This is a genomic window from Actinomadura violacea (assembly GCF_017573465.1).
Lineage (GTDB): Bacteria > Actinomycetota > Actinomycetes > Streptosporangiales > Streptosporangiaceae > Spirillospora > Spirillospora violacea.
Genome location: NZ_JAGEPF010000033.1, coordinates 76,506 through 100,338 on the forward strand (window position 1 = coordinate 76,506; position 23,833 = coordinate 100,338).

Below are 23,833 nucleotides of genomic sequence, written 5' to 3' on the forward strand. Positions count from 1 at the left end.
ATGGGCGACGCGGAAGGGCTCGGAGCCGGGCAGGGCGCGACCCTGCACGCGGTGAGCTCCGCCGTGCTCGCCGTCACCCGCCACCTGTCGGTCCACGAGGTGCTGCAGGTGATCGTCCGGGCGGCGGCGCAGCTGCTGGACGCCCGGTACGCGGCGCTCGGCGTGCCCGACGACGAGGGGTCGTTCGCGGAGTTCGTCGTCGAGGGCGTCTCCGAGGAGGAGTGGGAGCGGATCGGCCCGCTGCCCCGCCAGCACGGCATGCTCGCCGCGATGCTGCACGGCGACACGCCGAAGCGGCTCGCCGACATCCGCCGCGAGCCGGAGTTCGAGGGCTGGCCCGTCGCGCACCCCGTGCTGAAGGACTTCCTGGGCGTGCCGATCAAGGACGGCGAGGACGTCCTCGGCATCATCTTCCTGGCGAACAAGAAGCGGCCCGGCGGGTTCACGCAGGACGATCAGGACGTGCTCGCGCTGTTCGCCGCGCACGCCGCCATCGCCATGGCCAACGCCCGGCTGTACGAGCACAACCGTGAGCTGACGGTCGTCGCCGAGCGCAACCGGCTGGCCCGCGAGCTGCACGACGCCGTCGCGCAGAAGCTGTTCTCGCTGCGGCTGACGGCGCGCACCGCGTCCGCGCTGGCGGACAAGGACCCGGTCCGGACCGTCCAGGAGCTGGAGCAGGTCGAGCGGCTCGCCGCCGACGCGCTCGCCGAACTGCGCGCGGTCATCTTCGAGCTGCGGCCCGCCGACCTCGCCGACGGCCTGGTCGCCTCGCTGCGCAAGCACGCCGAGGTGCTGGACCGGGCGCACGAGACCGCCGTCCGGTTCACCGCCGCCGAGCCGGTCGTCCTGGCGGAGGAGCAGGAGGCGGTCGTGCTGCGGATCGCGCAGGAGGCCGTCTACAACGCGCTGCGACACGCCGGGGCGGGGACGGTCGACGTCAGCCTGCTGGTGCGCGACGGCAGCGCCGTGCTGGAGGTCGCCGACGACGGGTCCGGGTTCGACGCGTCCGAGGGCGACCAGCAGGGCGGGCTCGGCCTCGCGTCGATGCGCGACCGGGCGTGCTCGATCGGCGGGACGTTCGGCGTCGACGCCGCGCCCGGGCGCGGCACGCGGGTGCGGCTGGAGGTGCCGCTGTGACCCCGCCGCCCGCCGCGCCGCCGATCCGGGTGCTGATCGCCGACGACCATCCGGTCGTCCGGCAGGGGCTGCGCACGTTCCTCGGCATCCAGGACGACATCGAGGTCGTGGGCGAGGCGGAGGACGGCACATCGGCCGTGACGCTGGCCGAATCGCTGGAGCCCGATATCGTGCTGATGGACCTCAAGATGCCGGGCGCCGACGGCGTGACCGCGCTGGCGGAGTTGCGGGCTCGGGGGGTGGGGGCGCGGGTGCTGATCCTGACCAGCGTCACCGAACGCGGGCACGTGCTGCCGGCGGTGCAGGCGGGCGCGGCCGGCTACCTGTACAAGGACGTGGACCCGCGCGCCCTCGTCCAGGCGATCAGGGCGGTGCACGACGGGCATGTGCTGTTCGCCCCGGACGCCGCGGAGGCGATGCTGCGCGCCGGATCAGCGGGCGGGCCCGAGCGCGGGCCGGCCGACCGCGGCCTCGCCGCGCTCACCGAACGGGAACGGGAGGTGCTCGTGCACATCGCGCGGGGCAGGTCGAACCGGGAGATCGCCCGCGCCCTCGTCGTCTCGGAGAAGACGGTCAAGACGCACGTCAGTAATCTGCTCATGAAACTGGGAGTGCAGGATCGGACGCAGGCGGCGCTCTACGCCGTCCGGCACGGCATCGGCCGGGTGGACGACGGCGCGGACCGGGCCGGGGAGGCCGCCCGTGAGTGATACAACTCCTCTGACAGGATCGTCATCGAAATCGGTATGAACGTAGCAATCAGGTACGCAGCAGGCAGTGACATCGGGTGCAACCGAGAGAACAACGAGGACTCGGGCTACGCCGGTGCACGGTTGATCGCGGTCGCCGACGGCATGGGCGGTTATGCCGGCGGCGAGGTCGCGAGCTCGACCGTCATCGGCTCGCTGCGCTCACTGGACACCGACGGCCATGGTGACGACCTGGTCGACACCCTCGGCCGCGCGGTCGCGGAGGCCAACGAGAAGCTCCGCATCGTGCGCGAGGAGCGGCCCGACCTGAGCCGGATGGGCACCACGCTCACCGCGATGCTGTGGGCGGGCGACTCGGTGGCGCTGGCCCACATCGGCGACTCCCGCGGCTACCTGCTGCGCGACGGCGAGCTGTTCCAGATGACCCAGGACCACACGATGGACGAGCTGCTGAAGGCGGAGGCCGAGCAGGCGGGGCAGACCGCCGACCCGGCCGAGACCTCGCGGCTGTCGCACGTGCTGTACCGGGTGCTGGACGGCCGCGACGACCGCGAGCCGGACCTGCGGCTGCGCGAGGCGCGGCTCGGCGACCGCTACCTGCTCTGCTCCGACGGCCTGAGCGGCCCGGTCGAGGCGCAGCGGATCTACGAGCTGCTGTCCGCGGAGGCCGACCCGCAGCGCGCCGTCGCCGGGCTGATCGAGGAGGCGCGGGCCAACGGCGGCCCCGACAACATCACCGCGGTCGTCGCGGACGTCGTCGAGGCGGAGTACCACACCGACGCCGGCGGCCCCCTCGTCGTGGGCGCCGCGGCGCAGTCCTGACCCGGCGCCGCGGTCCCGCAACCCCGGACCGCGCGCCGCCGTGCGGTACCGCTCCGTCCGCGCACCGTGTGCCCGTGCCGCTCGCCCGCACGTCTCCGTGCTGCTCGCGAACGTGATTCGTGGCATCCGTAACCCATAACTCTGCCCGCATAGCTGACCGTTTGTCCTAGTCTTGCTCCGAGGTGGGCTCAGCATGCCCTCGGTAACGGTCGCGTCGCGGATCGTCGCCCGGACTTGACCCGCCTCCGGGTGAACCCGGTATACGGGTCACTCAGCCGTATGTTCTCGAGGCGGAGGATTTCGTTGGGGGGAGCGCCCGGGGCGGCGGCCGCCGGCGCACCGGACGGTGCGCTCGGCCGGCACGTCAGCCGGACCCTCACCGCAGCGCGGCACGGCCCACAAGGCGTGCTGCTGCGCGTTGCGGCGATGGCCGTTGCGGCCGTCGGCGTTTCATGGATCCACCGCCTCCACGACCCCGGCGTGCTCTGCCCCGTGCGGGCTCTCACCGGTCTCCCGTGTCCCCTGTGCGGGGGGACCACCGTGTTCACCGAGCTCGGCGCGGGCCACCCGGCCCGCGGCGCGCTGGCGAACCCGCTGGCCCTGACCGGTGCGATCGCCGTCGCCCTCGCCCCGCTGGGGCTCTGGGGACGGTGGTGGGCACTCCAGCCGAAGACCCGTGCCCGAATGCTCGGCGCCGCCCTCATCGGGTCGGAGCTGTGGCAGCTCGTCCGGTTCGGTGTTCTGCGGGTTTGAGCCGCGGTCGATCGTCGGTCAGACTTGCGGAGCCCTCCGGGTCCGGCGGGCGTCACATATCCACAGGGTCAATCAATAAGGAGCAAGTGTGGGTAACCCCTACGACCCGTACGGTCAGCAGCCGGGCTACGGGCAACAGCAGCCCGGGTACGGCCAGCCCCCGGCCCAGCAGCCCGGATACGGCCAGCCCCCGGCCCAGCCGGGCTACGGCCAGCCCCCCGCGCAGCCGGGCTACGGCCAGCCCCCGGCGCAGCCCGGGTACGGCCAGCCGCCGGCGCAGCCGGGCTACGGCCAGCCGCCCTCGGCCCAGCCGGGCTACGGCGCCCCGCCCGCCCCTCCCGGTCCCCCCGGGCCGCCCGCCGCGCCGGGCTACCAGGAGGTGCACCACCACCACTACGGCTCGACCGGCCAGCTGGCCGAGTGGGGGTCGCGCGTCGGCGGCTACATCATCGACTACCTCATCTTCATGGGCCCGTTCTGGGTGCTGTACCTGCTCGGCAGCCTGCTGAGCAGCTCCGGCAGCGGCGGCGGCGCCCTGATCGGCGTGCTGTTCATCCTGATCGGCGGCGCGCTGATGCTCGCCGGCGGCCTGTGGATCTGCTACCAGGAGGGCACGACCGGCCAGTCCATCGGCAAGCGCCAGATGGGCATCCGGCTGGTCAGCGCGCAGACCGGCCAGCCGATCGGGTTCGGCATGGCCTTCGTGCGCAAGCTCGCGCACATCGCCGACAGCTTCCTGTGCTACCTCGGCTTCCTGTGGCCGCTGTGGGACGAGCGCAAGCAGACCTTCGCCGACAAGATCGTCAACACGATCGTCGTCCGCGACTGAACCGGCACCGCACGGTGTGAGCGGGGCGTCCCTCCGGGGACGTCCCGCTTTCCGTTTGGCACGTTCTCAGCGGCGCCTACGGGACGGGATCGAACGCGCTGTTGCACGCCGCGACCCGCGCCCGCCGCACCGCCCGGTCGAGCAGCCGCAGCGCCTCACCCCGCCGGCGCATCTGGTCGGCGGTCAGGCCCCGCTCGTCCATCCGCCGCGCCAGGTCCACCACCAGCGCCAACCGGCCCGCCAGCGCCGCCACCCGGTGCGCCCGCGGCGGATACCCCGGCGCCAGCGGATGGTCGCCGCGGTGCGGGTCGCGCAGGTCGACCAGCGCGTCCGCGATCTCCGGCGGCACCCCCGACACGTCGTCCACCGTCAGCAGCGCCTCCGTCGCGTCCCGCATCGCCAGCGTCAGCTGCCGGTCCGCGTCGGCGAGACCCGGCACGTCCGGCGGGTTCGCGGACGCGTCGTGCGTCGACCACCGCACCCCGACATAGGACGAGCCGCGCCGGTCCTCCTCGGGGACCAGCCCGATCGCCCGGTCGCCGAGCAGCACCACCACCGCCGCGCCCGCGTCGATCGCCGCCCGGTTGAACTCGGCGGGACCCGTCAGCCCGAGCGGGTCGCCCGGCTCGGGCAGCGCCAGCCGCAGCGCCGTCAGCCCGCCGACGCGCAGGTCGCCGAGCCCGCGGCGCAGCGTCACCTCGGCGGGCTCGCCGCCGAGGATCTGCGGGCCCGCCGCCTTCTCGACCGCGTCCACCGCCTCGTCCAGGCCGACGCTGCCGGTCAGCCAGGCATTGCCCCACGCGACCAGCGCCGTCGCCACGTCCCTGCTCATGCCGTCCGGGCTCATCGCGCCCGACACTCCCCAATGGACATGCGATCCACCATAAGCGCTCGGATCGCCGCTGCCATCGGGCCCGCGCGACGTTCCTGCCTTCCCGGGCGGCCTCCGCGGGGAGGCGGGGGGCGCCGGAGCCCCCGGATCGCATAGGTTCTTTCCTGGACAACGGACCGGTCCGGACCGGGACCGGTGGGATCACCGGGAATGGGGACGAAGGCACGCGATGGCCGGCGAGGTACTTCAGCTCCGCGGAGTCGGGGTCAGGCGCGGGGGCTCGGCCCTGCTGCGCGATGTCACGTGGACGGTGAACGAGGGCGAGCGGTGGGTGGTCGTCGGCCCCAACGGGGCGGGCAAGACCACGCTGCTGCAGGTCGCCGCCGCGATGATGCACCCCACCGAGGGCTCGGTGGAGATCCTGGAGGAGGAGATCGGCCGCACCGACGTGTTCGAGCTACGGCCCCGCATCGGCCTCGCGAGCACCGCGCTCGCCGAGAAGGTCCCCGCCGGCGAGAAGGTCATCGACCTGGTGCTGACCGCCTCGTACGCGATCCTCGGCCGCTGGCAGGAGGAGTACGACTCGACCGACGTCAGCCGCGCCGTCGGGCTGCTCGACCAGCTCGGCTGCGCCGAGCTGATGGGCCGCACGTTCACCACCCTGGCCGAGGGCGAGCGCAAGCGGGTCCAGATCGCCCGCGCGCTGATGCCCGACCCCGAACTGCTGCTGCTGGACGAGCCCGCCGCGGGCCTCGACCTCGGCGGCCGCGAGGACCTCGTCGCCCGGCTCGGCGCCCTCGCCGACGACCCGATGGCGCCGACCATGGCGATGGTCACCCACCACGTCGAGGAGGTCCCGGACGGCTTCACGCACGCCCTGCTGCTGCGCAAGGGCGGCATCGTCGCGCAGGGCAAGGTCGACGAGGTCTTCACCCCCGAGCACCTGACGGACTGCTTCGGCCTCCCCCTCACCATCGAACGGCAGGGCGGCCGCTGGTACGCGCGCGCCGTCCGCTGACCGCCGGGCGCGCCGGCCGCCGCGCAACCGGCACCCCCATTACCGGGCTGAGCTGCGGTGTCCCTACCATCATGAGCGCCGTTGCCAACACCTGACGCCGGGATGGGGCCCTCGTGAACCTGCTGGACGCGGCCGCGGTGTTCGCGGCCGGGGTCGCCGCCGGCGGCATCAACACCGTCGTCGGCTCCGGCTCGCTGATCACGTTCCCGACGCTGGTGGCGCTCGGCTACGTGCCCGTCGTCGCGAACGTGTCCAACAACATCGGCCTCGTCCCCGGCGGCGTCACCGGCGCGTACGGGTACCGCGCCGAGCTCAAGGGGCAGCGTGCCCGGCTGCTGCGGCTCGGCAGCGCGTCCCTGATCGGCGCCGTGATCGGCGCCCTCCTGCTGCTCGGCCTGCCCGCGTCCGCGTTCAAGTTCATCGTCCCGATCCTCATCATCATCGCGCTGGTCCTCGTCGTGGTGCAGCCGCGCATGCAGGGCTGGATCCGCAAGCGCCGCGAGGACGGCGGCGGACACGCGCACGGCGGGCCCTGGCTCTGGCTCGGCGTGCTGGTCGCCGGCATGTACGGCGGCTACTTCGGCGCCGCGCAGGGCATCGTGCTGATCGCGCTGCTCGGCATCATGCTCGACGACGAACTCCAGCGGCTCAACGCGAGCAAGAACGTCCTGTCCGCCATCGTCAACGGCACCGCCGCGGTCATGTTCATCGTGACCTGGCTGTTCGGCGACACCCGGATCAACTGGTGGGCGGTACTGCTGATCGCCGCCGGCTCCACCGTCGGCGGCTTCCTCGGCGCCAAGGTCGGCCGCCGCATCCCGCCCCTGGTCCTCCGCGCCGTCATCGTCGTAGTCGGCGTGGTCGCCATCGTGAACCTGCTGCGTTAGCCCAGGGGGGCGACCCCCTGGAACCCCCGTCACGACGGACAATGCGTTTCCCGCTCCGCTAGCGCTCCGCGCGAAACGGCCACTTTTCCCAGGGGGGCGACCCCCTGGAACCCCCGTCACGACGGACAATGCGTTTCCCGCTCCGCTAGCGCTCCGCGCGAAACGCATTGTCCGTCGTCGGGCGTGCCCGCTGCGCTCGCTGCACTCGCTCCGCGTGCACGCCCGGGGTGGTGGCTGAGGCTCAATCTGCCGGTGGCTGGGCTTCAAGCTGCCGGTGGCTGGGGCTCAACCTGGCGGTGGCCGGGCTTCAATCTGCCGGTGGCCGGGCTTCAAGCTGGCGGGGCCGGGGCTGTGGGGTCAGGTGGGTGGGGTGGGGTCGTCGGGGTGGGTGTCGCTGTTCGGGTACTCGACGAGGGCCAGGACGCGGCTGGCCATGAAACGGGCCGTGCGGACGGGGGTCCCGGTGCGGGTGACCTCGCTGACCTCCACCACGCCGCGGCGCGTCGCGACCTCCACGCGGCGGCCCGCGCGCGCGGCGACCACCTCGTACGTCCGCGTTCCCTCGCCGCCGGCGTCGATCATGATCTCGACCCTGTCGCCCTTCATCGGCGCGAACCTCCGGTAGTCGAACGTATATTCGACATATACCCCGAACGGGGGTCCGCGAACCGCCGCGAAGCGGGCGAAAAGCGCTGGTCAGCCCGCGGGACGGACCTGGACGACGCCGTCGGTCACGCGGGTCTCGAAGTACGGCTGGCGGGCCGTCGCGGGGCCGTGCACGACCGAGCCGTCGCGAACCCGGAACGTGCTGCCGTGCCAGGGGCACACGATGCAGGTCTCGGCGTTGTCGTCGCTGGTGACGCGGCCCTGGTGGAGCGGGCCGGCGAGGTGGCTGCACCGGTCGGCGAGCACGTTGATCTCGTCGCCCTCGCGCAGCACGAACAGGCTGATGTAGCCGAGCCTGCGGTGCACCGGCCAGCCGTCCGGCAGCTCGTCGGCGGCGCACAGGTCGTGCCAGCCGGTCGCGACGAGGTGGGACGTCTGGTCGGCGTGGCTGGCGCCCGCCGCCTGCCGGAACGCCAGGTGCCCGCCGAGGTAGGTGCCGCCGAGCAGGACGGTCAGCCCGGCGAACCCGAACGCCTTCCCGGCGCCGTCGCGGCCCTGGTAGCGGGCGGCGAGGGACGCCGAGTACAGCATGCTCGCGGTGGCCGTCGCGGACGCGTGCACGAGGCCGACGCGCTGCTGCTCGCGGTGCAGCGCGGACCAGTCGGCGATGCCGGTGAGGACGGTCGGGACGGCCCCGGCGAGCCCGGCGGCGACGAGGGCCTGCGAGGCGCGCGCCGTCCCGGGCATGAGGTCGAGGATCGCCGATGAGATCCAGCAGCCGATCGGCACGTCGGTGAGCGGTGTGTGCGCGGGGTGCCCGAACGGGACGCCGTGCAGGACGTCCTTGAGCGGCCCGGGGGGCAGCGTCCTCCGCACGGCGTTGGACAGCACGCGGATGGTGCGGTCGAGGCCGCTGGCGTGCTCCAGGTTGTCCGTCGCGTCCGCCAGCCGCTGCGTCGCCTGCGCCCTTGCGCCGCGCCGGAAGATGTTGCTCGACCGCCGGTTCATGTCCCTCCCTCGGTGCGTGCGGGCGGCCCGCCCGAGGCGGCGCCCGGACCCATCGGTTCCGTCCGGCCCACTGGTTAGAGACGGCCGTAATGGGACGCTTGATTGCGAGGTTAGTCGATCCCCCGTGTGACGTTCGAGGCGGCCCGAGCCGCCTGCGGCGAGTGATACCTACCAGCCGCCGCCGGTGCTAAACACGTCGTGATCGGGTTCCGGCGGGCCGCTTCCCTGCACTGACACGGGCGGGCACGCGGAGCGAGCGCCAGCGAGTGGAGCGGGCACGCCCGACGACGGACAATGCGTTTCGCGCGGAGCGCTAGCGGAGCGGGAAACGCGTTGTCCGTCGTGGCGGGGGTTCCAGGGGGTCGCTCCCCTGGGATAGTGGCCGTTTCGCGCGGAGCGCTAGCGGAGCGGGAAACGCGTTGTCCGTCGTGGCGGGGGTTCCAGGGGGTCGTCCCCCTGGGCTAACACAGAGTCAGGGTTACGGGGACGCCGTTGAACACCGCGTTGCCGGACAGCGGGTCGATCTCCTGCTCGTCGGTCACGGCGTTCACGTTCACGCCGGCGTGCTCGCGGGCGACGGCGGTGCGGGTGCCGGGACGGTCGTGTCCCCAGCCGTGCGGGAGGCTGACGACGCCCGCCATGACGGTGTCGGTGGGCTCGGCGACGGCGTCGATGGAGCCGGTGCGGGACGCGACCCGGACGGTGTCGCCCGCGCCGACGCCGAGCCGCGCCGCGTCGGCGGTGTTGAGTTGCAGTGTGCAGGTGTTGGAGCCGCGCACCAGCTCGGGGACGTTGTGCAGCCAGCTGTTGTTGGACCGCAGGTGCCGCCGCCCGATCAGCACGAACTCCGGCGGCTTGTGCGCGCGCAGCGCGGCGAGGAGGCGGCCGACGTCGGCGGCGCACGTGGACGGGCACAGTTCGACGCATCCGGACGTCGTGCACAGCACCTCGTCGATGCGGGGCTTGAGGGCGCCGAGGTCGAGGCCGTGCGGGTGCTCGGTGCGCAGCCGGGTGAGGGTGAGCCCGGACGGGTCGGCGCCGAAGCCGTCGCCGTAGGGGCCGAGGCGCAGCATCATGTCGAGCCGCTGCTCGGTGGGGGTGCCGGCCTCGTCCAGCATCTTGCGGAGTTCGTCGGCCTCGCGGCCGTGCACGGGCGAGCCGGGCAGTTCGGTGGCCTTGCGTAGCGTCGTGGTGATGATCAGCTCGTCGAGGGCGGCGGGGTCGCCGCCCGAGCCGGACGCGGCGAGCGCCAGCCGCGCGAGGATCTCGGACTCGCTCGGCCGCCCGTCCGGCAGCGGGACGATCGGCGGCGAGTAGCGCGCGTAGTCGCGGACGGCGAGCCCGGTCAGCGCGATGTCGTAGTGCGGCGTCTGCGCGGGCCGCGGCGGCGGGAGGATCACGTGCGCGTGCCGGGTCGTCTCGTTCAGGTACGGGTCGACGCTCACCATGAAGTCGAGGCCGGCGAGCGCGCGGTCGAGGCGGGAGGCGTTCGGCGCGGACAGCGCGGGGTTCCCGCCGATAGTGACCAGCGCCCGGATGCGGCCCTCGCCGGGCGTCTCGATCTCGTCGGCGAGGGTCGCGACGGGGAACTCGCCGTTGACCTCGGGCAGGTCCCGGACGCGGCTGCGCCACCGGCCGGTCGTGAACGGCTTCTTGCGCCGGTACACGGGCGCGTGCGCGGGGCGCGGGAACATCGCGCCGCCGGGCCGGTCGAGGTTGCCGGTGAGCACGTTGAGGACGTCCACGAGCCAGCTGTTGAGCGTCCCGAACGCCTGCGTGCACGTGCCGATGCGCCCGTAGACGGCGGCGCGGTCGGCGGCGGCCAGTTCCCGCGCCGTCCTGCGGATCGTCCCGGCGGGAATGCCGGTGACGGACGCGACGCGCTCGGGGGCGAAGTCGACGGCGAGGGCGCGCAGGTCGTCCAGGCCGTTCACCAGGCCGTCGAGCCGCACGGTCACGAGCTCCTCGGCGAACAGCGTGTGGACGAGCGCCATCAGCAGGAACGCGTCCGTGCCGGGGCGGATGAACAGGTGCTCGTCGGCGAGCGCCGCGGTCCGCGTGCGGCGCGGGTCGACCACGACGACCTTCCCGCCGCGCTCCCGGATCGCCTTCAGCCGGCCGGGGAAGTCGGGCGCCGACGCCAGGCTCCCGTTCGACTCCAGAGGGTTCGCGCCCAGCATCAGCAGATGCCCGGTCCTGTCCAGGTCCGGCACCGGGATCGCGAGCGGGTCGCCGAACATGTGCCCGCAGCTCACGTGCTTCGGCATCTGGTCGGCGGTGCTGGCCGTGTACAGGTTGCGGGTGCCGAGCGCCTTCACGATCGCCGCCCCGTACAGCGGCCCCGCCACCGAATGCGCCGTCGGGTTGCCGATGTAGACGGCCACCGTGTCCCGCCCGTACCGCTCGACGACCTTGGCCAGTTCCCGCCGGACCATCTCGAACGCCTCGTCCCAACCGGCCGTCCGGTGGGCCTCGCCGTCGCGGACGAGCGCCTCCTGGAGCCGGTCCGGGTCGCCGTCGAGGACCCCGAGCGTCGCGCCCTTCGGGCACAGGAACCCCTTGCTGAACGGGTCGTCCTTGTCGCCGCGTACGCGCGTCACCGCGCCGCCGTCGTCGAGGGTCAGCTCGAGCCCGCAGAGGGCCTCGCAGAGGGGACAGGTGCGGAAGGCCGTGCGGTCGCCCATGTAGACGCTCCTCCTGTGGGACCGAACTCCATTCTGTCGTGTTCTTCCAGGGGGCGCCATTTCCCGTTTCCGGAGTTACTTTGTTGTTGAGGACTTCCGGCAGCCACAAGGAGCTGCTATGGACGCGTGGGCCGTCTGGCTGCTGATCGCCGCGCTGCTCGGCATCGCCGAACTCCTCACGCTCACCCTCGCGCTCGGCCTCCTCGCCGCCGCCGCGCTCGCCGCCGGCCTCACCGGCGCCCTCGGCCTCCCCCTCGCGGCCCAGGTCGCCGTCTTCGCCGCCGGCTCCGTCGCGGGCCTCGCCGTCGTCCGGCCCGTCGCCCGCCGCCACGTCCGGCAGCCGCCCCTGCTGCGCACCGGCGCCGCCGCCCTCGTCGGACGCGAGGCCATCACCCTCACCGAGGTGTCCCGCGCCGGCGGACGCGCCCGCATCGGCGGCGAGGAATGGTCGGCCCGCCCCTACGACCCCGACCTCGTCATCCCCGCGGGCGCCGCCGCCGACGTCCTCGCCATCGAAGGCGCCACCGCCCTGCTCTACCCGGTCCCCGGCGGGCCGGGCGAGGAGACATCATGACCGACATCGCCATTGCCCTGCTCATCGCCGCGGCCGCCGTGCTCGCCGTGGTCGCCACCGCCGTCCTGCGGTCGGTCTGGATCGTCCCGCAGGCCCGCGCCCGCAACGTCGAACGCCTCGGCCGCTACCACCGCACCCTCGAACCCGGCATCAGCTTCGTCGTCCCGTTCGTCGACCGCGTCAAGTCGCTCATCGACCTGCGCGAACAGGTCGTCTCCTTCAAGGCGCAACCCGTGATCACCGAGGACAACGTCGTCGTGCACATCGACACCGTCCTGTTCTTCCAGGTCACCGACCCGCGCGCCGCCGACTACGAGATCGTCAACTACATCAAGGCGATCGAGCAGCTCACCGCGACGACCCTCCGCAACGTCATCGGCACCCTCGACCTGGAGGCCACCCTCACCTCCCGCGACCGCATCAACACCGCCCTGCGCGGCGTCCTGGACGACGCGTCCGGGAAATGGGGCATCCGCGTCACCCGCGTGGAGATCAAGGCGATCGAGCCGCCCGCGTCCATCAAGGACGCCATGGAGAAGCAGATGCGCGCCGAGCGTGAGAAGCGCGCCGCGATCCTCACCGCCGAGGGCGCCCGCGCCGCCAAGATCCTCACCGCGGAGGGCGACAAGCAGTCCGCGATCCTCAAGGCGGAGGGCGGACGGCAGGCCGCGATCCTGGAGGCCGAGGGCCAGTCAGCGGCGATCCGGCAGGTCTTCACCGCCGTCCACGACGCCGACCCCGACCCGAAACTGCTCGCCTACCAGTACCTCCAGACCCTCCCGAAGCTCGCCGAGGGCCAGGGCAGCACCTTCTGGGTCATCCCCAGCGAAGTGACGAGCGCCCTCCAGGCCATCACCCAGGCCTTCGGCGGCCCCCCGCCGAACGAGACCCCCGCCGACTCCGACACCCCGGAACCACCCCGCGAAATCCCCGCAGCCGACCCGATCCCGCCCTACCAACTGACCCAGGGCAAGCCCAACGGCCAAGAAACCTCCACCGACACCGCGCCTTGAACGCACCCCCGCCCGCCGGGAAAGGGCGTAGCCCGGGTTGTCCTGGTCGTGCCATGCTGTGCCGATCAGAGCGGGGAGGTCTCCCATGCGCGTTTTCGCCGTGGTGGCCGTCGGCGTGCTGGTCGCCGGCGCCGCGTCCGCGTGCGGCGGGTCCGGCGGGCCGAAGGCGGACGGGGCGACGCCGCCCGCGACCTCGGCGAAGCCGACAGCCAAGGCGGCGCCGCCGAAGGCGCGCCCGGAGCCGATCGTGCTCGCGTTCGGCGGGGACACGCATTTCGAGGGGCCGCTGCGGTCCCGGCTCGCGAATCCGGCGACGGCGCTCGGACCCGTCGCGTCCACGCTGCGGGCCGCCGACCTCGCCATGGTGAACCTGGAGACGGCGATCACGACGGGCGGGACGCCGGCGCCCGGCAAGGAGTTCGCGTTCCGGGCCCCGCCGTCGGCGCTGACCGCGCTGCGCCGCGCCGGCGTCGACGTGGCGTCCATGGCGAACAACCACGGCATGGACTACATGGAGGAGGGCCTGCGCGACTCGCTCGCCGCGATCAGGCGCAGCGGGTTCCCGGTCGTCGGCATCGGACGCGACGCGGACCAGGCGTTCAAGGCGTACCGGACGACGGTGAAGGGCAACCGGATCGCGGTCGTCGGCGCGACGCAGGTGCTGGACGACAACCTGATCACGGCGTGGACGGCGGGGCCCGGCAAGGGCGGGCTCGCGTCGGCGAAGGACGTGCCGCGGATGGTGCGGGCGGTGAAGGACGCGCGGAAGGGCTCCGACCTGGTCATCGTGCATCTGCACTGGGGGCAGGAGCTGAAGGCGTGCCCGCTGCCGAGGCAGCGGGAGCTGGCGAAGACGCTGGTCGACGCGGGTGCGGACATCATCGTCGGCGGGCACGCGCACGTCCCGCTCGGCGGCGGGTACCTGCAGGGCCGGTACGTCCATTACGGCATGGGCAATTTCGTGTTCTCGTCGGCGCACGGGCAGACGGCGAAGTCCGGGGTGCTGCTGCTGCGGGTCGAGGGCCGGAAGGTCACGAAGGCGAAGTGGAAGCCCGCGGAGATCATCGGCGGGCTGCCGATCCCGATGAAGGGCGCAGCGGCGGCGGCCGAGGGCCGGCGGTGGGACGGGCTGCGCGGCTGCACGGGGCTGACGGCGCGTCCCTAGTGGACTCTCCCACGCTGGGAGACGTCACGCTGGGGGCGTGAGCAACGATCTCCTGCCCATCGGGCGGTTCGCGCGGCTGTGCCGGTTGAGCGTCAAGCAGCTGCGCCACTACGACGAGCTGGGGCTTCTGTCCCCGGCATGGGTCGATCCGGCGTCGGGCTACCGGTACTACCGGCCCGATCAGGCGCGGGACGCGCTGACGGTCGGGATGCTGCGGGAGCTGGACGTGCCGCTGTCCGCGGTGGCGCGGGTCCTCGCGGGTCAGGGCGCGGACGCGCTGCGCGTCGCGCGGGACCGGCTGGAGGCGGAGGTGGCGCGCCGGCGCCGCGCGCTGCGGCTGCTGGACCGGGTGCTGGCCGAGGGCCTGCCGGAGACGGCGGTGTCGGTGGTGCGGGAGCCGGCGCGGCGGGTGCGGACGGCGAGCGAGCCCGCGACCCCGATGGCGATCGCCCCGGCGACGGGGGCCTGCGTCGCCCGCCTCCTCGACGGGTTCGCGGGGGTGCCGAGCCTGGTCGGGCTGTTCCCGCTGGACATGGCGGAGGAGTTCGAGGTGCGGGTGGCCCTGGAGTCGCCGTCCGGCGAGGACGTCCTGCCCGGCGGGGCGTTCGCGCAGGCGTTGCACGTCGGCCCGTACGAGGAGATCGCGCTCACCGTCCACGCCGTGCTGGCCTGGTTCGGCGACCACGGGCACGCGCCCGCGGGGCCGGTCCGCGAGGTCTACCTGAACGACCCGGCCAGCACGCCGCCGGAGGACCTGGAGACCCGGGTCCTGATTCGACTGGAGGATGTCCGATGAGCTGGTACGAGGCGGCGGAGAAGCCGGAGATCGCGGAGTTCGGGCCGGTGAGGGGCCTGTCCGTCACCGGATGCGGCGAGCCGGGCGGCGCCGCGTACGGGGCGAGCGTCGGCGCGCTGTACGCGGTGATGGGCGCGCTCGGCGCGCCGATGGTCCCGCTGGAGGGCCGCTGGTGGGTGGAGGACGAGCGCTCCCCGTTCGAGGTGCCGCGCGAGGAGTGGTGGTGGCACCTGTTCCTGCGGCTGCCGGACGAGGTCGACGCGATCGGCGAGGCCGTCGAGCGGGTCAGGCCGGAGGTGCCGGCGGCGGCGCGGGTCCAGCTCGTCGCCTTCACCGAGGGGCGGTGCGTGCAGATGCTGCATCGCGGCCCGTACGCGGACGAGCCCGCGAGCCTCGCCGAGATGGACGCGCTGATGCACGCCGAGGGGCTCGAAGCGAACGGCCTGCACCACGAGATCTACCTCACCGACCCGAAGGCGCAGGACCAGGCGAAGGCGCGGACGATCCTCCGCCAGCCCGTCCGCTGAGGGGCCTGGACAGCAGACCTCATCGGCGTAGGTTCTCGGGCAAACCCCCGGAACGCGGTAGGGAGCGCCGATGCGGGACCAGCGGGTGAGGTCGGGCGGGATCGACCTGGCGGTACGGGTGCGCGGCGAGGGGGACCGGCCCACGGTCGTCCTCGTCCACGGCTACCCCGACACCGGCGCGATGTGGGACGACGTCGCCGAGCGGCTCGCGGCCCGGTTCCGCGTGGTCGCCTACGACGTGCGCGGCGCGGGCGGCTCGTCCGCGCCGTCCGACCCGCTCGACTACGGTCTGGACGCGCTGATGGGCGACCTGGAGGCGGTGCTCGACGGCGTCGGCGCGGACGAGCCGGTGCATCTCGTCGGCCACGACTGGGGGTCGGTGCAGGGCTGGGAGGCGGTCATCGGGGAGCGGCTCCGCGGCCGGTTCGCCTCGTTCACCTCGATCTCCGGGCCGGACCGGCGGCACCTCGCCCGCTGGGTGCGGACCGCCGTCCGGTCGGGGCCGCGCGGGGTGCGGGAGGTGCTGGCGCAGGCGCGGCGCAGCGTCTACATGCCGGTGCTGATGGCGCCGCGCGTCGGCGAGGCGGCGGCGCGGCTGCTCCCGGCCGGGTTCGCGCGCGGCCTGCGGCTGCGGGAGGGCGCCGAGCCGCGCCCCGGGCATCCGGCCGGGACGCTCGCCCGGGACGCGCGCAACGGCCTCGGCCTGTACCGCGCGAACATGGGACGCCGGCGCGGCGCCCCGGCGGAGGGCGGGCGGCGCGGCGCCCCGGCTGAGGGCGACGGGCGGACCGACGTGCCCGTCCAGCTGATCGTCCCGATCAAGGACCGGTACGGGTCGCAGCCGCTGCTGCTGTCGCCGCGCGGCGTCGTCCCGAACCTGTACGTGCGCCGCGCCCCGGCCGGGCACTGGGTGGCGCGCAGCCATCCGGACCTGGTCGCGCGCTGGATCACCGAGTTCGTCGAGCACGTCGAGGGCGGGCCGGAGACGCCGGGCCTCGCGCACGCGCGGGCCGCCGCCGAGCCCGGCAAGGAGTTCGGCGGCGACCTCGTCGTCGTGACGGGCGCGGGCAGCGGCATCGGCCGCGCGACGGCGAGCGCGTTCGCCGAGGCGGGGGCGCGGGTCGTCGTCGCCGACATCGACGAGGGCGGCGCCAAGCGGACCGTGGACGAGATCGGCGCGGCGGGCGGCGAGGCCCACGTCTACCGCGTGGACGTCGCCGACGCGGAGGCGATGGAGCAGTTCGCCGACTACGTGAAGGGCACCTGGGGAGTCCCGGACGTCGTCGTCAACAACGCGGGGATCGCGCTCGCGGGCTCGCTGCTGGACACGCCGGAGGAGGACTGGGCGCGCATCCGGTCGATCAACATCGACGGCATGTACCGCGGATCCCGGCTGTTCGGGCGGCAGATGGTCGAGCGCGGCGAGGGCGGCCACATCGTCGTCCTGTCGTCGCTGGCCGCGTTCACGCCGAGCCCGGAGCTGCCCGCCTACGGCGCGACGAAGGCGGCGGTGCTGCAGCTCGCCGAGTGCTTCCGGCTCGACATGGAGCGGTACGGGATCGGCGTCACGGCCGTCTGCCCCGGCGCGGTCGACACGCCGATCAAGCGGCAGACCCGGTTCGTCGGGCTGGCCCCGGCGGCGGACGCCGAGCTGCGCGAGAAGATGGCGCGCGCGATCGAGCGGCGCGGCTTCCCGCCGGAGAAGGTCGCCAGGGCGATCCTGCGGGCCGTCCGGCAGGACGCGGCGGTCGTCCCCGTCGCGGTCGAGGCGCACGTCGCGCGGACGATCGCGCGCCTGTCGCCCGGCGCGACCCGGTCCCTCGCGCGGCTAGGCCGCCGCGCCGGCGACCGGATCTTCACCGACGTCCGCGACCGCCACGCCGCCCCGCCTCGTTGACTTGCGGCGTGTCGGCCTTAAAACGCGCTTCTTAAGGCCGACACGCCGCAAGTCAACGTTGTGGTGTCAGCCGGGGAAGCGGCGCTTCTTGGCGGTGTCGATCCAGCAGAGCAGCGCGAACGCGACGCCGAGCGCGAGGAGCGACACGATCCACCACGCCGGGGACGGCAGCCGCAGCGCGAACACCAGGTAGCGCTTCGGGCCGTCCGGCTTCCAGCCGAACAGCTTGGTGACGAACGGCACGCCGCCCGCGTACATCCCGAGCATGAACACGAAGGAGGACAGGCCGTCGTAGGACTTCGCGTCTTTCATGCCGCCGAGCCTGCCGGGGACGCGTCGCCGGAAATACCGACCAAGGTCGATGCCGGGCGTCCGGACGGCTGCCGTCAGCCGGGTGAGGCCGCCGCGTGCCTGAGGGTGTCGCTCGGTGTCTCGCCGAAGCGCTGCCGGTAGTGCGCCGCGAACCGGCCCATGTGCAGGTAGCCGGCGGCGGCCGCGACGTCCGAGACCGTCCGGCGGCCCGGCACGGCCGACCGCAGCGCGTCGCGGGCGTGGTCGAGCCGCACCCCGCGCAGCAGCTGCGTCGGCGTGAGCCCCCACTGGGCGCGGCAGATCGCCTGGAGCTGCCGGACGCCGATCCCGGCCGCCGCCGCGATTTCGGACGTGCCGATCGGCCGGTCATGGTGCGCGTCCACCCATTCCCGGATGAACCCGGCGAGATGGTGCGGGACGCGCCGCGGCGGCTCCGCCAGCTCCGGCGTCGCGGTGTGCGGCAGCCCGAGCAGGATCGAGGTGAGCAGCGACTCCTCCAGGCTGCGGGCCGCGAGCGGGTGCAGCCCCCCGGGCGCGGTGTCGTCGAGGACGGCGCAGACGTGCCGCCACGTCCGCTCGACGATGGACGCGGGCGCGAGCGCCGGGCCGTCCACGCTGTGGAAGCGCAGCGGCGGGTCGTACTCGCGGCCGAGGAAGCCGCCGAGGTGGTCGGCGAGCCGGCCGGTGCTCGTCGCGATCACCAGGCAGCCGTGCCGCGGGTCCGGGGTGAGCCGCATCGCCTCGTCGTGCGACACCACGAGGCTGCCGCCCGCGGTGTCGCGGCCGCGCGACCCGCGGTACTCCACGCCCATCGGCGCGATCGGCGCGCACAGCGCGAACGCGCCGCCGGTCGGCGGGGTGTCGACGATGACGCCGGCGCCGCCGTAGCGGACCCACACCAGCTTGACCGCGCCGACGCCGAGCGCGTTGACCAGGCCGTCCAGCGGGCGGCCGGGGTCGCGCGCCTGCAGGTCGTGGCCGATCGCGTACGGCTCGACGGTCCGGTGCAGGACGTCGATGTCGGTGCTGGCGACGCGCCGGCACGACGACAGCGGCGCCTCGTCCCCGCCCGGGGCCGGCCCGGGGGCGGTCACGGGGAGCCGCCCGGGGCGGCGGCGGGCATCGGCAGGACGCCGCGGGCGCGCAGCCGCGGCATCACCTCGGCGGCGAAGAAGCCCAGCTCCTCGGCGTAGTCCAGGAACGACAGCGCGATGCCGTCGAAGCCCGCGCGGGCGAACCCGGCGATCCCGTCGGCGACGTCGTCAGGGTCGCCGACCAGCGGGCAGCTGCCGTGCCCGGCGGCGAACCGGTCCCGGTGGACCTGCAGCATCTCCGGCGTGAACGACTGCGCGTGCAGGCCCTGCAGGCGCATCACCTCGTCCACGGCCGGCCAGTCGGCGTGCTCGTCGGCGTAGTAGTGCAACTGGTCCTCCGCTTCGGTGCGGGTGGGGCGGCACACGACGTGCCCGAGGGTGAAGACGCCGACGTTCCGGCCCTGCGACGCGGCCTCCGCGCGGATCGCGGCGACGATCTCCGCGCCGTCCTCCGGTCCGGCGACGACCGTGAACGCGCGGTCGGCGTTGCGGGCGGCGAACGAGCGGCCCTGCCGCGACGACCCGGCGTTGATCACCGGCAGGCTCCGCCCGTTGTAGGGCTTCGGCGAGCCGACGACCCGGCGCAGGTGGAAGTAGTGGCCGTCGTGGTCGAACGGCTCGGAGGACGACCAGATGCGCCGGACGACGTCCCACCATTCCTGTGCGTAGGCGTACCGGGTGTCGTGGTCGCCCGGGAGGGTGAGGCCGAACATCTCGTATTCGGGGGCGTGCCAGCCGGCGACGATGTTCAGCCCGACGCGCCCGCGGCTGAGGTGGTCGGCGGTCGCGAGCTGCTTGGCGGCGACGACCGGGTGGTGGAACGCGGTGTGGACGGTGGTGAAGACGCGCAGCCGGGTCGTGTTCGCGAGCAGGCCGGACGCCCAGACCAGCGGGTCGAGGACGCTGTGGTGGAAGTCGGTGCCGGGACCCCAGTCGGTCCAGCGGGCGACGGGGAGCAGGAAGTCGATGCCGGTCTCGTCGGCGAGGCGGGCGAGGCGCAGATTGTTGTCCCAGGTCGCCCGCCACCTTTCCGGAACCGTGGTTATCGCCAGTCCTGATTCGGTGTTGGGGGAGAACAAGCCAAGCTGGAATCCCATCGAGATTCACCTTCGTCCGGCCTCGTCCGTATACATCCGACTTTTTCCAGTATCGGAAAGGCGTCGGGTGCGGGCAACGGCCGCCGGCGTTCATATCGGGATGACGCCGAGGGTGAACCGGTCGAAGGGACCGGGGGGCTCGCCGTCCGCGCGGTGCCGGCCTTCGGGCGTCGCGTACACGACGATCTGGGCGGTGCCGCCGGACCCGCCGCGGGACCGGCGGGCGAGGGCCTGGACGACGTCGGCGAGGTGGGTGCCGCAGGAGTCGCCGGCGCGGGACGCGGCGTCGCAGCCGGGCCCCCGGAAGTCGCGGCGGGCCCCGGCTCCGCGGGCTTCGCGGGGTTCGCGGGGCTCGCTCGGCGAGCGGGGTTCGCGGGCCGTGGCGCGGGGGCCCCGGCCGGGCGGTGGCGCGCCGGCGGTCTCCAGGCGGACCTGGAAGCAGGACGGGCGGGTGCAGCCGGGCATCGAGCAGATGTGCCGGTCGCCGAGCGGGGAGCGGGCGGGATCGCTGGGCATCGATGGGCCTTCCGGCGCGGTCGCGAACGGGTGGTGGCGGGTCCCAGGTCACGTATGTCGCATTTCTCCGAAAAATGGACGGCCATCGGCGGGGGCCGGTGCTCCTTCCATCTTCCGCAGGGCGGGGAACCGCGACTTCGTGCGGGACCAACTATGCACGAGCATTTGTTCGTTCGCAACGCTAACCGGATAGTCGGCTGCGCTTTCCGGCCAGCCGGCCGGAGCCATTCACGGCATTTCTACTTATTGTTGTTGTTCGTCCGGAAATGCCGGGAGATCAGGGCGGACAGCAGCGCCGCCGCGACCATGAACAGCCAGCCGTGCCGGAACGCCGCCACCGGCGGCCGCGCCGCGTTCCCGAGCAGCACGGTCAGCACCGCGATGCCGAGCGCCGAGCTGATCTGCCGCGCCATCATCAGCACCGCCGACCCGAGCGACAGCCGGTCCGCCGGCAGCGCCGCCGCCGACCCGAACAGCGGCGGCTGCAGCAGGGCGGTGCTCACCCCGGCCAGCAGCGCGCCCGGCACGAACATCACCAGGTAGGACGGCTCGGGCGAGGCGGTCGCCGCCCACCAGCCGCAGCCCGCCGCGAGCGCCAGCCCGCCCAGCACCGCCGACGCGGGGCCCCCGATCCGCCCGACGATCCGCCCGGAGAACGGCGACATCACCAGGCATGACAGCGGGATCGGCGCGATCCCCACGCCCGCCCGGACGACCGGGTAGTGCCACACGCCCGTGAAGAACAGCGTCGCCGCCACCAGCGTCGCCGCGAACACCAGGTAGTAGAGGAAGACCCCCGACACCGCGACCGCGAACGGCCGGTGCCGGAACAGGTCCGGGCCGATGACCGGGTTCGGGTGCCGCCGCATGTGCGCGACCGCCAGCACCGCGAGGACGGCCGCCGCGACCGCGCAGCCGATCGTCCGCGCCGACCCGTACCCCCACGCCGGCGCCTGGACGAGCAGCGCCGTCAGCGCCGTCGCCGCGCCCAGCACCAGCGCCGATCCCAGCAGGTCGAGCCGCTGGCGCGGCTTGCGCGGCGTGTCCGGCAGCAGCCGCCGGCCGGCCAGGATCGCCGCCGCCGTCACCGGTACGTTGATCAGGAAGATCCAGCGCCAGCCCGCCATCAGCAGCAGCCCGCCGAGCACCGGCCCGCAGCCGCCGCCGAGCGCCGCCACCGCCGTCCAGATCCCCATCACGGTCGGGTGCTCGCGCCTGGGGAAGGCGGGCAGCGCCAGCCCGAGCGACGTCGGGACGAGCACCGCGCCCGCCGCCGCCTGGACGACCCGCGCCGCGACCAGCACCGGCAGCGTCGGCGCCGCCGCGCACGCCACCGACGCGGCGCCGAACAGCGCCATCCCGGCGAGGAAGCTCTTCTTGCGGCTCGTGTCGTCGGCGAGCCGCCCCGCCGGGACGAGCAGCGCCGCGAGCACGATCGTGTACGCGTTCAGCACCCACGACACCTGCGGCAGCGGCGCGCCGTCGAACGTGCGCCGCAGCGCCGGGAAGGCGACGCTCACCGCGAACAGGTCGAGGATCGCCAGGAACTGGGTGGCCGACGCGACGGCGAGCACGAGCCATCGCCGCCGGTCCGGGGCCTGCGTACCGGCCGGGATCCGTGCCGGCCGGGTCTTCGTCCGTGCGTTCATGCGGTCAATGATCGGGACGGCCCGGGCCCGCCACGAGTGGCAGGATTGACAGCATCCGATAGATTTCTGACATGACGCGGACCCTGGCGATCCTGGTCGTCCCCGGCGCACCGATCTTCGAGGTCGCCATCCCCTGCCAGCTGTTCGGCTCGCCGCCGCCGTCGCACACCGGGCCCTGGTACGACGTCCGGCTCTGCTCGGAGGGCTCGTCCCGGCTGCGCGGCTCGTCCGGCCAGGACGATCTGCCGGGCGCGTTCCAGATCGTCGCCCCGCACGGCCTGGACGCCCTCGAAAAGGCGGACACGATCGTCGTCCCCGCCGCCGGGAACGTGCTGGACGACCCGTCGCCGCAGGTCATCGAGGCCGTCCGCGCCGCGCACGCGCGCGGCGCCCGCATCGTGTCGCTGTGCTCCGGCGCGTTCGTCCTCGCCGCCGCGGGCCTCCTCGACGGCCGCCGCACCGCGCTGCACTGGAAGCACGCGGCGGTGCTGCGCGAGCGGTTCCCGGCCGTCGAGGCCGACACGTCCGTCCTCTACATCGACGACGGCGACCTGCTCACCGGCGCCGGCAACAGCGCCGGGATCGACCTGTGCCTGCACGTCGTCCGGCAGGACCTCGGCGCGGACGTCGCGAACGCCGTCGCCCGCCAGATGGTCGTCCCGCCGCACCGCACCGGCGGCCAGGCCCAGTACGTCGAGACGCCGCTGCCGCCGTCCGGCCGCGACGACGGGCTCGGCCCCGTCCTGCAGTGGGCGCTGACCAGGCTCGACCGCCCCCTCACGACCGCCGAGCTCGCGGGCCGCGCGGGCCTGACCGGCCGCACCCTCATCCGCCGCTTCCACGCCGAGACGGGGACGACGCCGCTGCAATGGCTGCTCGTCCAGCGCGTCATCCGGGCCCGCGAACTCCTGGAGGAGACCGACCTGTCGGTCGACCTCGTCGCGGAGAAATGCGGTCTCGGCACCGCAGCGAACCTCCGCACCCACTTCGCCCGCGAACTCGGCGTCACCCCGAGCGAATACCGGCGCGCCCACCGCCGCGTCCCCGCCGGCTGATCGACGAATCTTGAACGCGGGCCGCCCCCGCCGCGACGCGGTGGCCCCTATCGTGGCGTCCATGGCCACCTGGGACGACCCGAGGCCCGTGAACTTCGGCCTGCTGACGTTCAACACGCTGTTCCGGGGCGATTCCCGCGCCCGGATCAGAGTGCTCGCCGGAATCCTCGAGGAATCGCCCTACGACGTGGTGTGCCTCCAGGAAGTGGTGTCCCCGGTCAATCTCGCGACGCTCCGCCGCGCGATGCCCTCGTACCCGCACATCGCGCACGGGCCGTCCGTCCCGCTGGTGCGCGGCGGCCTCGTGACGCTTTCGCGGCGGCCGATCGTCCGCCGCCATTTCCACACTTACCGATTCACCGGACGTCCCCGCGCCGAGGGCCTGCTGCGCAAGGGAGCCCTTCTGACCCGCATCGCATTCGGGGACCGCCACGTCACCATCGCCAATACCCATCTGACGGCCAACCGGGACAACGACTGGGACCTCGCGAATCCCTACACCCGGATCGAGGCCGGCGAGCTCGCCCGATTGGCGGAACTGCTCGCGCACCCGCGGCTGACGGATCCGCTGGTCGTCGCGGGCGACCTGAACGTCCCCCGGTCCTCGCCCGTCCTGCGCGACTTCCGCGCCGCGACCGGCCTCGTGGACGTCCTGGACGGCGGCCCCGCGACCACCTTCCGGCCCACGCCGAAGCTCAGCCTCGAACCGATCGACCAGATCCTCGCCGCCCCGCCCCTGACGGCGACCACGAGCCTGGTCTTCAAGGACGAGATCCGCCTGCCCGACGGCCGCGCCACCTATCTGTCCGACCACTACGGCATAGCGGCCGCGTTCTCCGCATAGCGAGA

The 23,833-nt window shown here is 73.6% G+C and carries 24 protein-coding genes; 15 read left to right on the plus strand and 9 right to left on the minus strand.

Annotation, left to right across the window (positions count from 1 at the left end; genetic code table 11):
• The 5 genes from J4709_RS42230 to J4709_RS55940 all read left to right on the plus strand — a co-directional run bounded on the left by J4709_RS42230 (window position 1) and on the right by J4709_RS55940 (window position 4,254).
• Window positions 1–1,140 carry a GAF domain-containing sensor histidine kinase gene (locus J4709_RS42230; RefSeq protein ID WP_232384876.1) on the plus strand — a complete coding sequence of 380 codons (1,140 nt, stop codon included), beginning with the start codon at window positions 1–3 and terminating at the stop codon, window positions 1,138–1,140.
• The gene (locus J4709_RS42235; RefSeq protein ID WP_307802028.1) at window positions 1,137–1,850 is read left to right on the plus strand and encodes a response regulator; all 714 of its coding nucleotides are present in this window, start codon (window positions 1,137–1,139) and stop codon (window positions 1,848–1,850) included. Before J4709_RS42230 ends, J4709_RS42235 begins: the two co-directional genes overlap by 4 nt.
• A gap of 36 nt (window positions 1,851–1,886) precedes the next feature.
• A complete protein-coding gene (locus J4709_RS42240) occupies window positions 1,887–2,672 on the plus strand; it encodes a PP2C family protein-serine/threonine phosphatase (RefSeq protein WP_208250618.1) in 786 nt (261 codons plus the stop codon).
• 426 nt (window positions 2,673–3,098) lie between these two features.
• Window positions 3,099–3,425 (plus strand): DUF2752 domain-containing protein, encoded by a 327-nt coding sequence (locus J4709_RS42245; RefSeq protein WP_208250715.1) that lies wholly within the window; start codon window positions 3,099–3,101, stop codon window positions 3,423–3,425.
• 88 nt (window positions 3,426–3,513) lie between these two features.
• Entirely contained in the window at window positions 3,514–4,254 is a 741-nt protein-coding gene (locus J4709_RS55940) for an RDD family protein (RefSeq protein WP_208250619.1), read from the plus strand.
• 76 nt (window positions 4,255–4,330) lie between these two features.
• Here J4709_RS55940 and J4709_RS42255 read toward each other — a convergent pair whose 3' ends face one another.
• Window positions 4,331–5,086 carry an Rv1486c family protein gene (locus tag J4709_RS42255; RefSeq protein ID WP_208250620.1) on the minus strand — a complete coding sequence of 252 codons (756 nt, stop codon included), beginning with the start codon at window positions 5,084–5,086 and terminating at the stop codon, window positions 4,331–4,333.
• 229 nt (window positions 5,087–5,315) lie between these two features.
• On the opposite strand from J4709_RS42255, the gene J4709_RS42260 reads away from it, so the two are divergent.
• Together J4709_RS42260 and J4709_RS42265 are read left to right on the plus strand one after the other, a co-directional pair.
• Window positions 5,316–6,104, plus strand: coding sequence for an ABC transporter ATP-binding protein (locus tag J4709_RS42260; RefSeq protein WP_208250621.1), 789 nt, complete (start codon window positions 5,316–5,318; stop codon window positions 6,102–6,104).
• Window positions 6,105–6,217: 113 nt separating this feature from the next.
• Window positions 6,218–6,991, plus strand: coding sequence for a sulfite exporter TauE/SafE family protein (locus tag J4709_RS42265; RefSeq protein WP_208250622.1), 774 nt, complete (start codon window positions 6,218–6,220; stop codon window positions 6,989–6,991).
• A gap of 357 nt (window positions 6,992–7,348) precedes the next feature.
• Here J4709_RS42265 and J4709_RS42270 read toward each other — a convergent pair whose 3' ends face one another.
• From J4709_RS42270 to J4709_RS42280, 3 genes are all read right to left on the minus strand, one after another.
• Window positions 7,349–7,597 (minus strand): DUF8836 family protein, encoded by a 249-nt coding sequence (locus tag J4709_RS42270; protein ID WP_208250623.1) that lies wholly within the window; start codon window positions 7,595–7,597, stop codon window positions 7,349–7,351.
• 90 nt (window positions 7,598–7,687) lie between these two features.
• Window positions 7,688–8,605, minus strand: a complete 918-nt coding sequence (locus J4709_RS42275; protein ID WP_208250625.1) for a Rieske (2Fe-2S) protein — start codon at window positions 8,603–8,605, stop codon at window positions 7,688–7,690.
• 461 nt (window positions 8,606–9,066) lie between these two features.
• Window positions 9,067–11,289 (minus strand): molybdopterin oxidoreductase family protein, encoded by a 2,223-nt coding sequence (locus J4709_RS42280; RefSeq protein ID WP_208250627.1) that lies wholly within the window; start codon window positions 11,287–11,289, stop codon window positions 9,067–9,069.
• Between the two features lie 118 nt (window positions 11,290–11,407).
• On the opposite strand from J4709_RS42280, the gene J4709_RS42285 reads away from it, so the two are divergent.
• From J4709_RS42285 to J4709_RS42310, 6 genes are all read left to right on the plus strand, one after another.
• Window positions 11,408–11,863 (plus strand): NfeD family protein, encoded by a 456-nt coding sequence (locus J4709_RS42285; protein WP_208250628.1) that lies wholly within the window; start codon window positions 11,408–11,410, stop codon window positions 11,861–11,863.
• On the plus strand, window positions 11,860–12,876 hold the full coding sequence (locus tag J4709_RS42290) for an SPFH domain-containing protein (RefSeq protein ID WP_208250630.1): 1,017 nt from the start codon (window positions 11,860–11,862) through the stop codon (window positions 12,874–12,876). The genes J4709_RS42285 and J4709_RS42290 overlap by 4 nt, the downstream gene beginning before the upstream one ends.
• Before the next feature lie 85 nt (window positions 12,877–12,961).
• The gene (locus J4709_RS42295) at window positions 12,962–14,041 is read left to right on the plus strand and encodes a CapA family protein (protein ID WP_208250632.1); all 1,080 of its coding nucleotides are present in this window, start codon (window positions 12,962–12,964) and stop codon (window positions 14,039–14,041) included.
• Between the two features lie 37 nt (window positions 14,042–14,078).
• Window positions 14,079–14,837: a MerR family transcriptional regulator gene (locus J4709_RS42300; RefSeq protein ID WP_208250635.1), complete on the plus strand. Its 759-nt coding sequence runs from the start codon at window positions 14,079–14,081 to the stop codon at window positions 14,835–14,837.
• On the plus strand, window positions 14,834–15,364 hold the full coding sequence (locus tag J4709_RS42305; RefSeq protein ID WP_208250641.1) for a GyrI-like domain-containing protein: 531 nt from the start codon (window positions 14,834–14,836) through the stop codon (window positions 15,362–15,364). The genes J4709_RS42300 and J4709_RS42305 overlap by 4 nt, the downstream gene beginning before the upstream one ends.
• A gap of 70 nt (window positions 15,365–15,434) precedes the next feature.
• On the plus strand, window positions 15,435–17,261 hold the full coding sequence (locus J4709_RS42310) for an SDR family oxidoreductase (RefSeq protein ID WP_208250643.1): 1,827 nt from the start codon (window positions 15,435–15,437) through the stop codon (window positions 17,259–17,261).
• Between the two features lie 66 nt (window positions 17,262–17,327).
• Here the strand turns inward: J4709_RS42310 and J4709_RS42315 are convergent, their stop codons facing one another.
• The 5 genes from J4709_RS42315 to J4709_RS42335 all read right to left on the minus strand — a co-directional run bounded on the left by J4709_RS42315 (window position 17,328) and on the right by J4709_RS42335 (window position 21,929).
• Window positions 17,328–17,573: a hypothetical protein gene (locus tag J4709_RS42315; protein ID WP_208250645.1), complete on the minus strand. Its 246-nt coding sequence runs from the start codon at window positions 17,571–17,573 to the stop codon at window positions 17,328–17,330.
• A gap of 74 nt (window positions 17,574–17,647) precedes the next feature.
• Window positions 17,648–18,667 (minus strand): AraC family transcriptional regulator, encoded by a 1,020-nt coding sequence (locus J4709_RS42320; RefSeq protein WP_208250646.1) that lies wholly within the window; start codon window positions 18,665–18,667, stop codon window positions 17,648–17,650.
• A complete protein-coding gene (locus J4709_RS42325; protein WP_208250648.1) occupies window positions 18,664–19,764 on the minus strand; it encodes an LLM class flavin-dependent oxidoreductase in 1,101 nt (366 codons plus the stop codon). The genes J4709_RS42320 and J4709_RS42325 overlap by 4 nt, the downstream gene beginning before the upstream one ends.
• 90 nt (window positions 19,765–19,854) lie before the next feature.
• Window positions 19,855–20,280 carry a hypothetical protein gene (locus J4709_RS42330; RefSeq protein ID WP_208250650.1) on the minus strand — a complete coding sequence of 142 codons (426 nt, stop codon included), beginning with the start codon at window positions 20,278–20,280 and terminating at the stop codon, window positions 19,855–19,857.
• Window positions 20,281–20,519: 239 nt separating this feature from the next.
• Complete coding sequence (locus J4709_RS42335) at window positions 20,520–21,929, minus strand: MFS transporter (RefSeq protein WP_208250651.1); 1,410 nt, start codon at window positions 21,927–21,929, stop codon at window positions 20,520–20,522.
• Window positions 21,930–22,000: 71 nt separating this feature from the next.
• Between J4709_RS42335 and J4709_RS42340 the strand changes: the two genes are divergently transcribed.
• Both J4709_RS42340 and J4709_RS42345 read left to right on the plus strand, forming a co-directional pair.
• The gene (locus tag J4709_RS42340; protein WP_208250652.1) at window positions 22,001–22,984 is read left to right on the plus strand and encodes a GlxA family transcriptional regulator; all 984 of its coding nucleotides are present in this window, start codon (window positions 22,001–22,003) and stop codon (window positions 22,982–22,984) included.
• A gap of 61 nt (window positions 22,985–23,045) precedes the next feature.
• A complete protein-coding gene (locus tag J4709_RS42345) occupies window positions 23,046–23,828 on the plus strand; it encodes an endonuclease/exonuclease/phosphatase family protein (RefSeq protein ID WP_208250654.1) in 783 nt (260 codons plus the stop codon).
• The last annotated feature ends 5 nt before the right edge of the window (window positions 23,829–23,833 follow it).

What these genes read in the sequence shown, in the direction of transcription:
- J4709_RS42230 (WP_232384876.1), top strand. Translation starts at nt 1, where the DNA reads ATGGGCGACGCGGAAGGGCTCGGAGCCGGGCAGGGCGCGACCCTGCAC.
- J4709_RS42240 (WP_208250618.1), top strand. Translation starts at nt 1,887, where the DNA reads ATGAACGTAGCAATCAGGTACGCAGCAGGCAGTGACATCGGGTGCAAC.
- J4709_RS42245 (WP_208250715.1), top strand. Translation starts at nt 3,099, where the DNA reads ATGGCCGTTGCGGCCGTCGGCGTTTCATGGATCCACCGCCTCCACGAC.
- J4709_RS42255 (WP_208250620.1), bottom strand. Translation starts at nt 5,086, where the DNA reads ATGAGCAGGGACGTGGCGACGGCGCTGGTCGCGTGGGGCAATGCCTGG.
- J4709_RS42260 (WP_208250621.1), top strand. Translation starts at nt 5,316, where the DNA reads ATGGCCGGCGAGGTACTTCAGCTCCGCGGAGTCGGGGTCAGGCGCGGG.
- J4709_RS42270 (WP_208250623.1), bottom strand. Translation starts at nt 7,597, where the DNA reads ATGAAGGGCGACAGGGTCGAGATCATGATCGACGCCGGCGGCGAGGGA.
- J4709_RS42275 (WP_208250625.1), bottom strand. Translation starts at nt 8,605, where the DNA reads ATGAACCGGCGGTCGAGCAACATCTTCCGGCGCGGCGCAAGGGCGCAG.
- J4709_RS42280 (WP_208250627.1), bottom strand. Translation starts at nt 11,289, where the DNA reads ATGGGCGACCGCACGGCCTTCCGCACCTGTCCCCTCTGCGAGGCCCTC.
- J4709_RS42285 (WP_208250628.1), top strand. Translation starts at nt 11,408, where the DNA reads ATGGACGCGTGGGCCGTCTGGCTGCTGATCGCCGCGCTGCTCGGCATC.
- J4709_RS42290 (WP_208250630.1), top strand. Translation starts at nt 11,860, where the DNA reads ATGACCGACATCGCCATTGCCCTGCTCATCGCCGCGGCCGCCGTGCTC.
- J4709_RS42295 (WP_208250632.1), top strand. Translation starts at nt 12,962, where the DNA reads ATGCGCGTTTTCGCCGTGGTGGCCGTCGGCGTGCTGGTCGCCGGCGCC.
- J4709_RS42305 (WP_208250641.1), top strand. Translation starts at nt 14,834, where the DNA reads ATGAGCTGGTACGAGGCGGCGGAGAAGCCGGAGATCGCGGAGTTCGGG.
- J4709_RS42310 (WP_208250643.1), top strand. Translation starts at nt 15,435, where the DNA reads ATGCGGGACCAGCGGGTGAGGTCGGGCGGGATCGACCTGGCGGTACGG.
- J4709_RS42315 (WP_208250645.1), bottom strand. Translation starts at nt 17,573, where the DNA reads ATGAAAGACGCGAAGTCCTACGACGGCCTGTCCTCCTTCGTGTTCATG.
- J4709_RS42325 (WP_208250648.1), bottom strand. Translation starts at nt 19,764, where the DNA reads ATGGGATTCCAGCTTGGCTTGTTCTCCCCCAACACCGAATCAGGACTG.
- J4709_RS42330 (WP_208250650.1), bottom strand. Translation starts at nt 20,280, where the DNA reads ATGCCCAGCGATCCCGCCCGCTCCCCGCTCGGCGACCGGCACATCTGC.
- J4709_RS42335 (WP_208250651.1), bottom strand. Translation starts at nt 21,929, where the DNA reads ATGAACGCACGGACGAAGACCCGGCCGGCACGGATCCCGGCCGGTACG.
- J4709_RS42340 (WP_208250652.1), top strand. Translation starts at nt 22,001, where the DNA reads ATGACGCGGACCCTGGCGATCCTGGTCGTCCCCGGCGCACCGATCTTC.
- J4709_RS42345 (WP_208250654.1), top strand. Translation starts at nt 23,046, where the DNA reads ATGGCCACCTGGGACGACCCGAGGCCCGTGAACTTCGGCCTGCTGACG.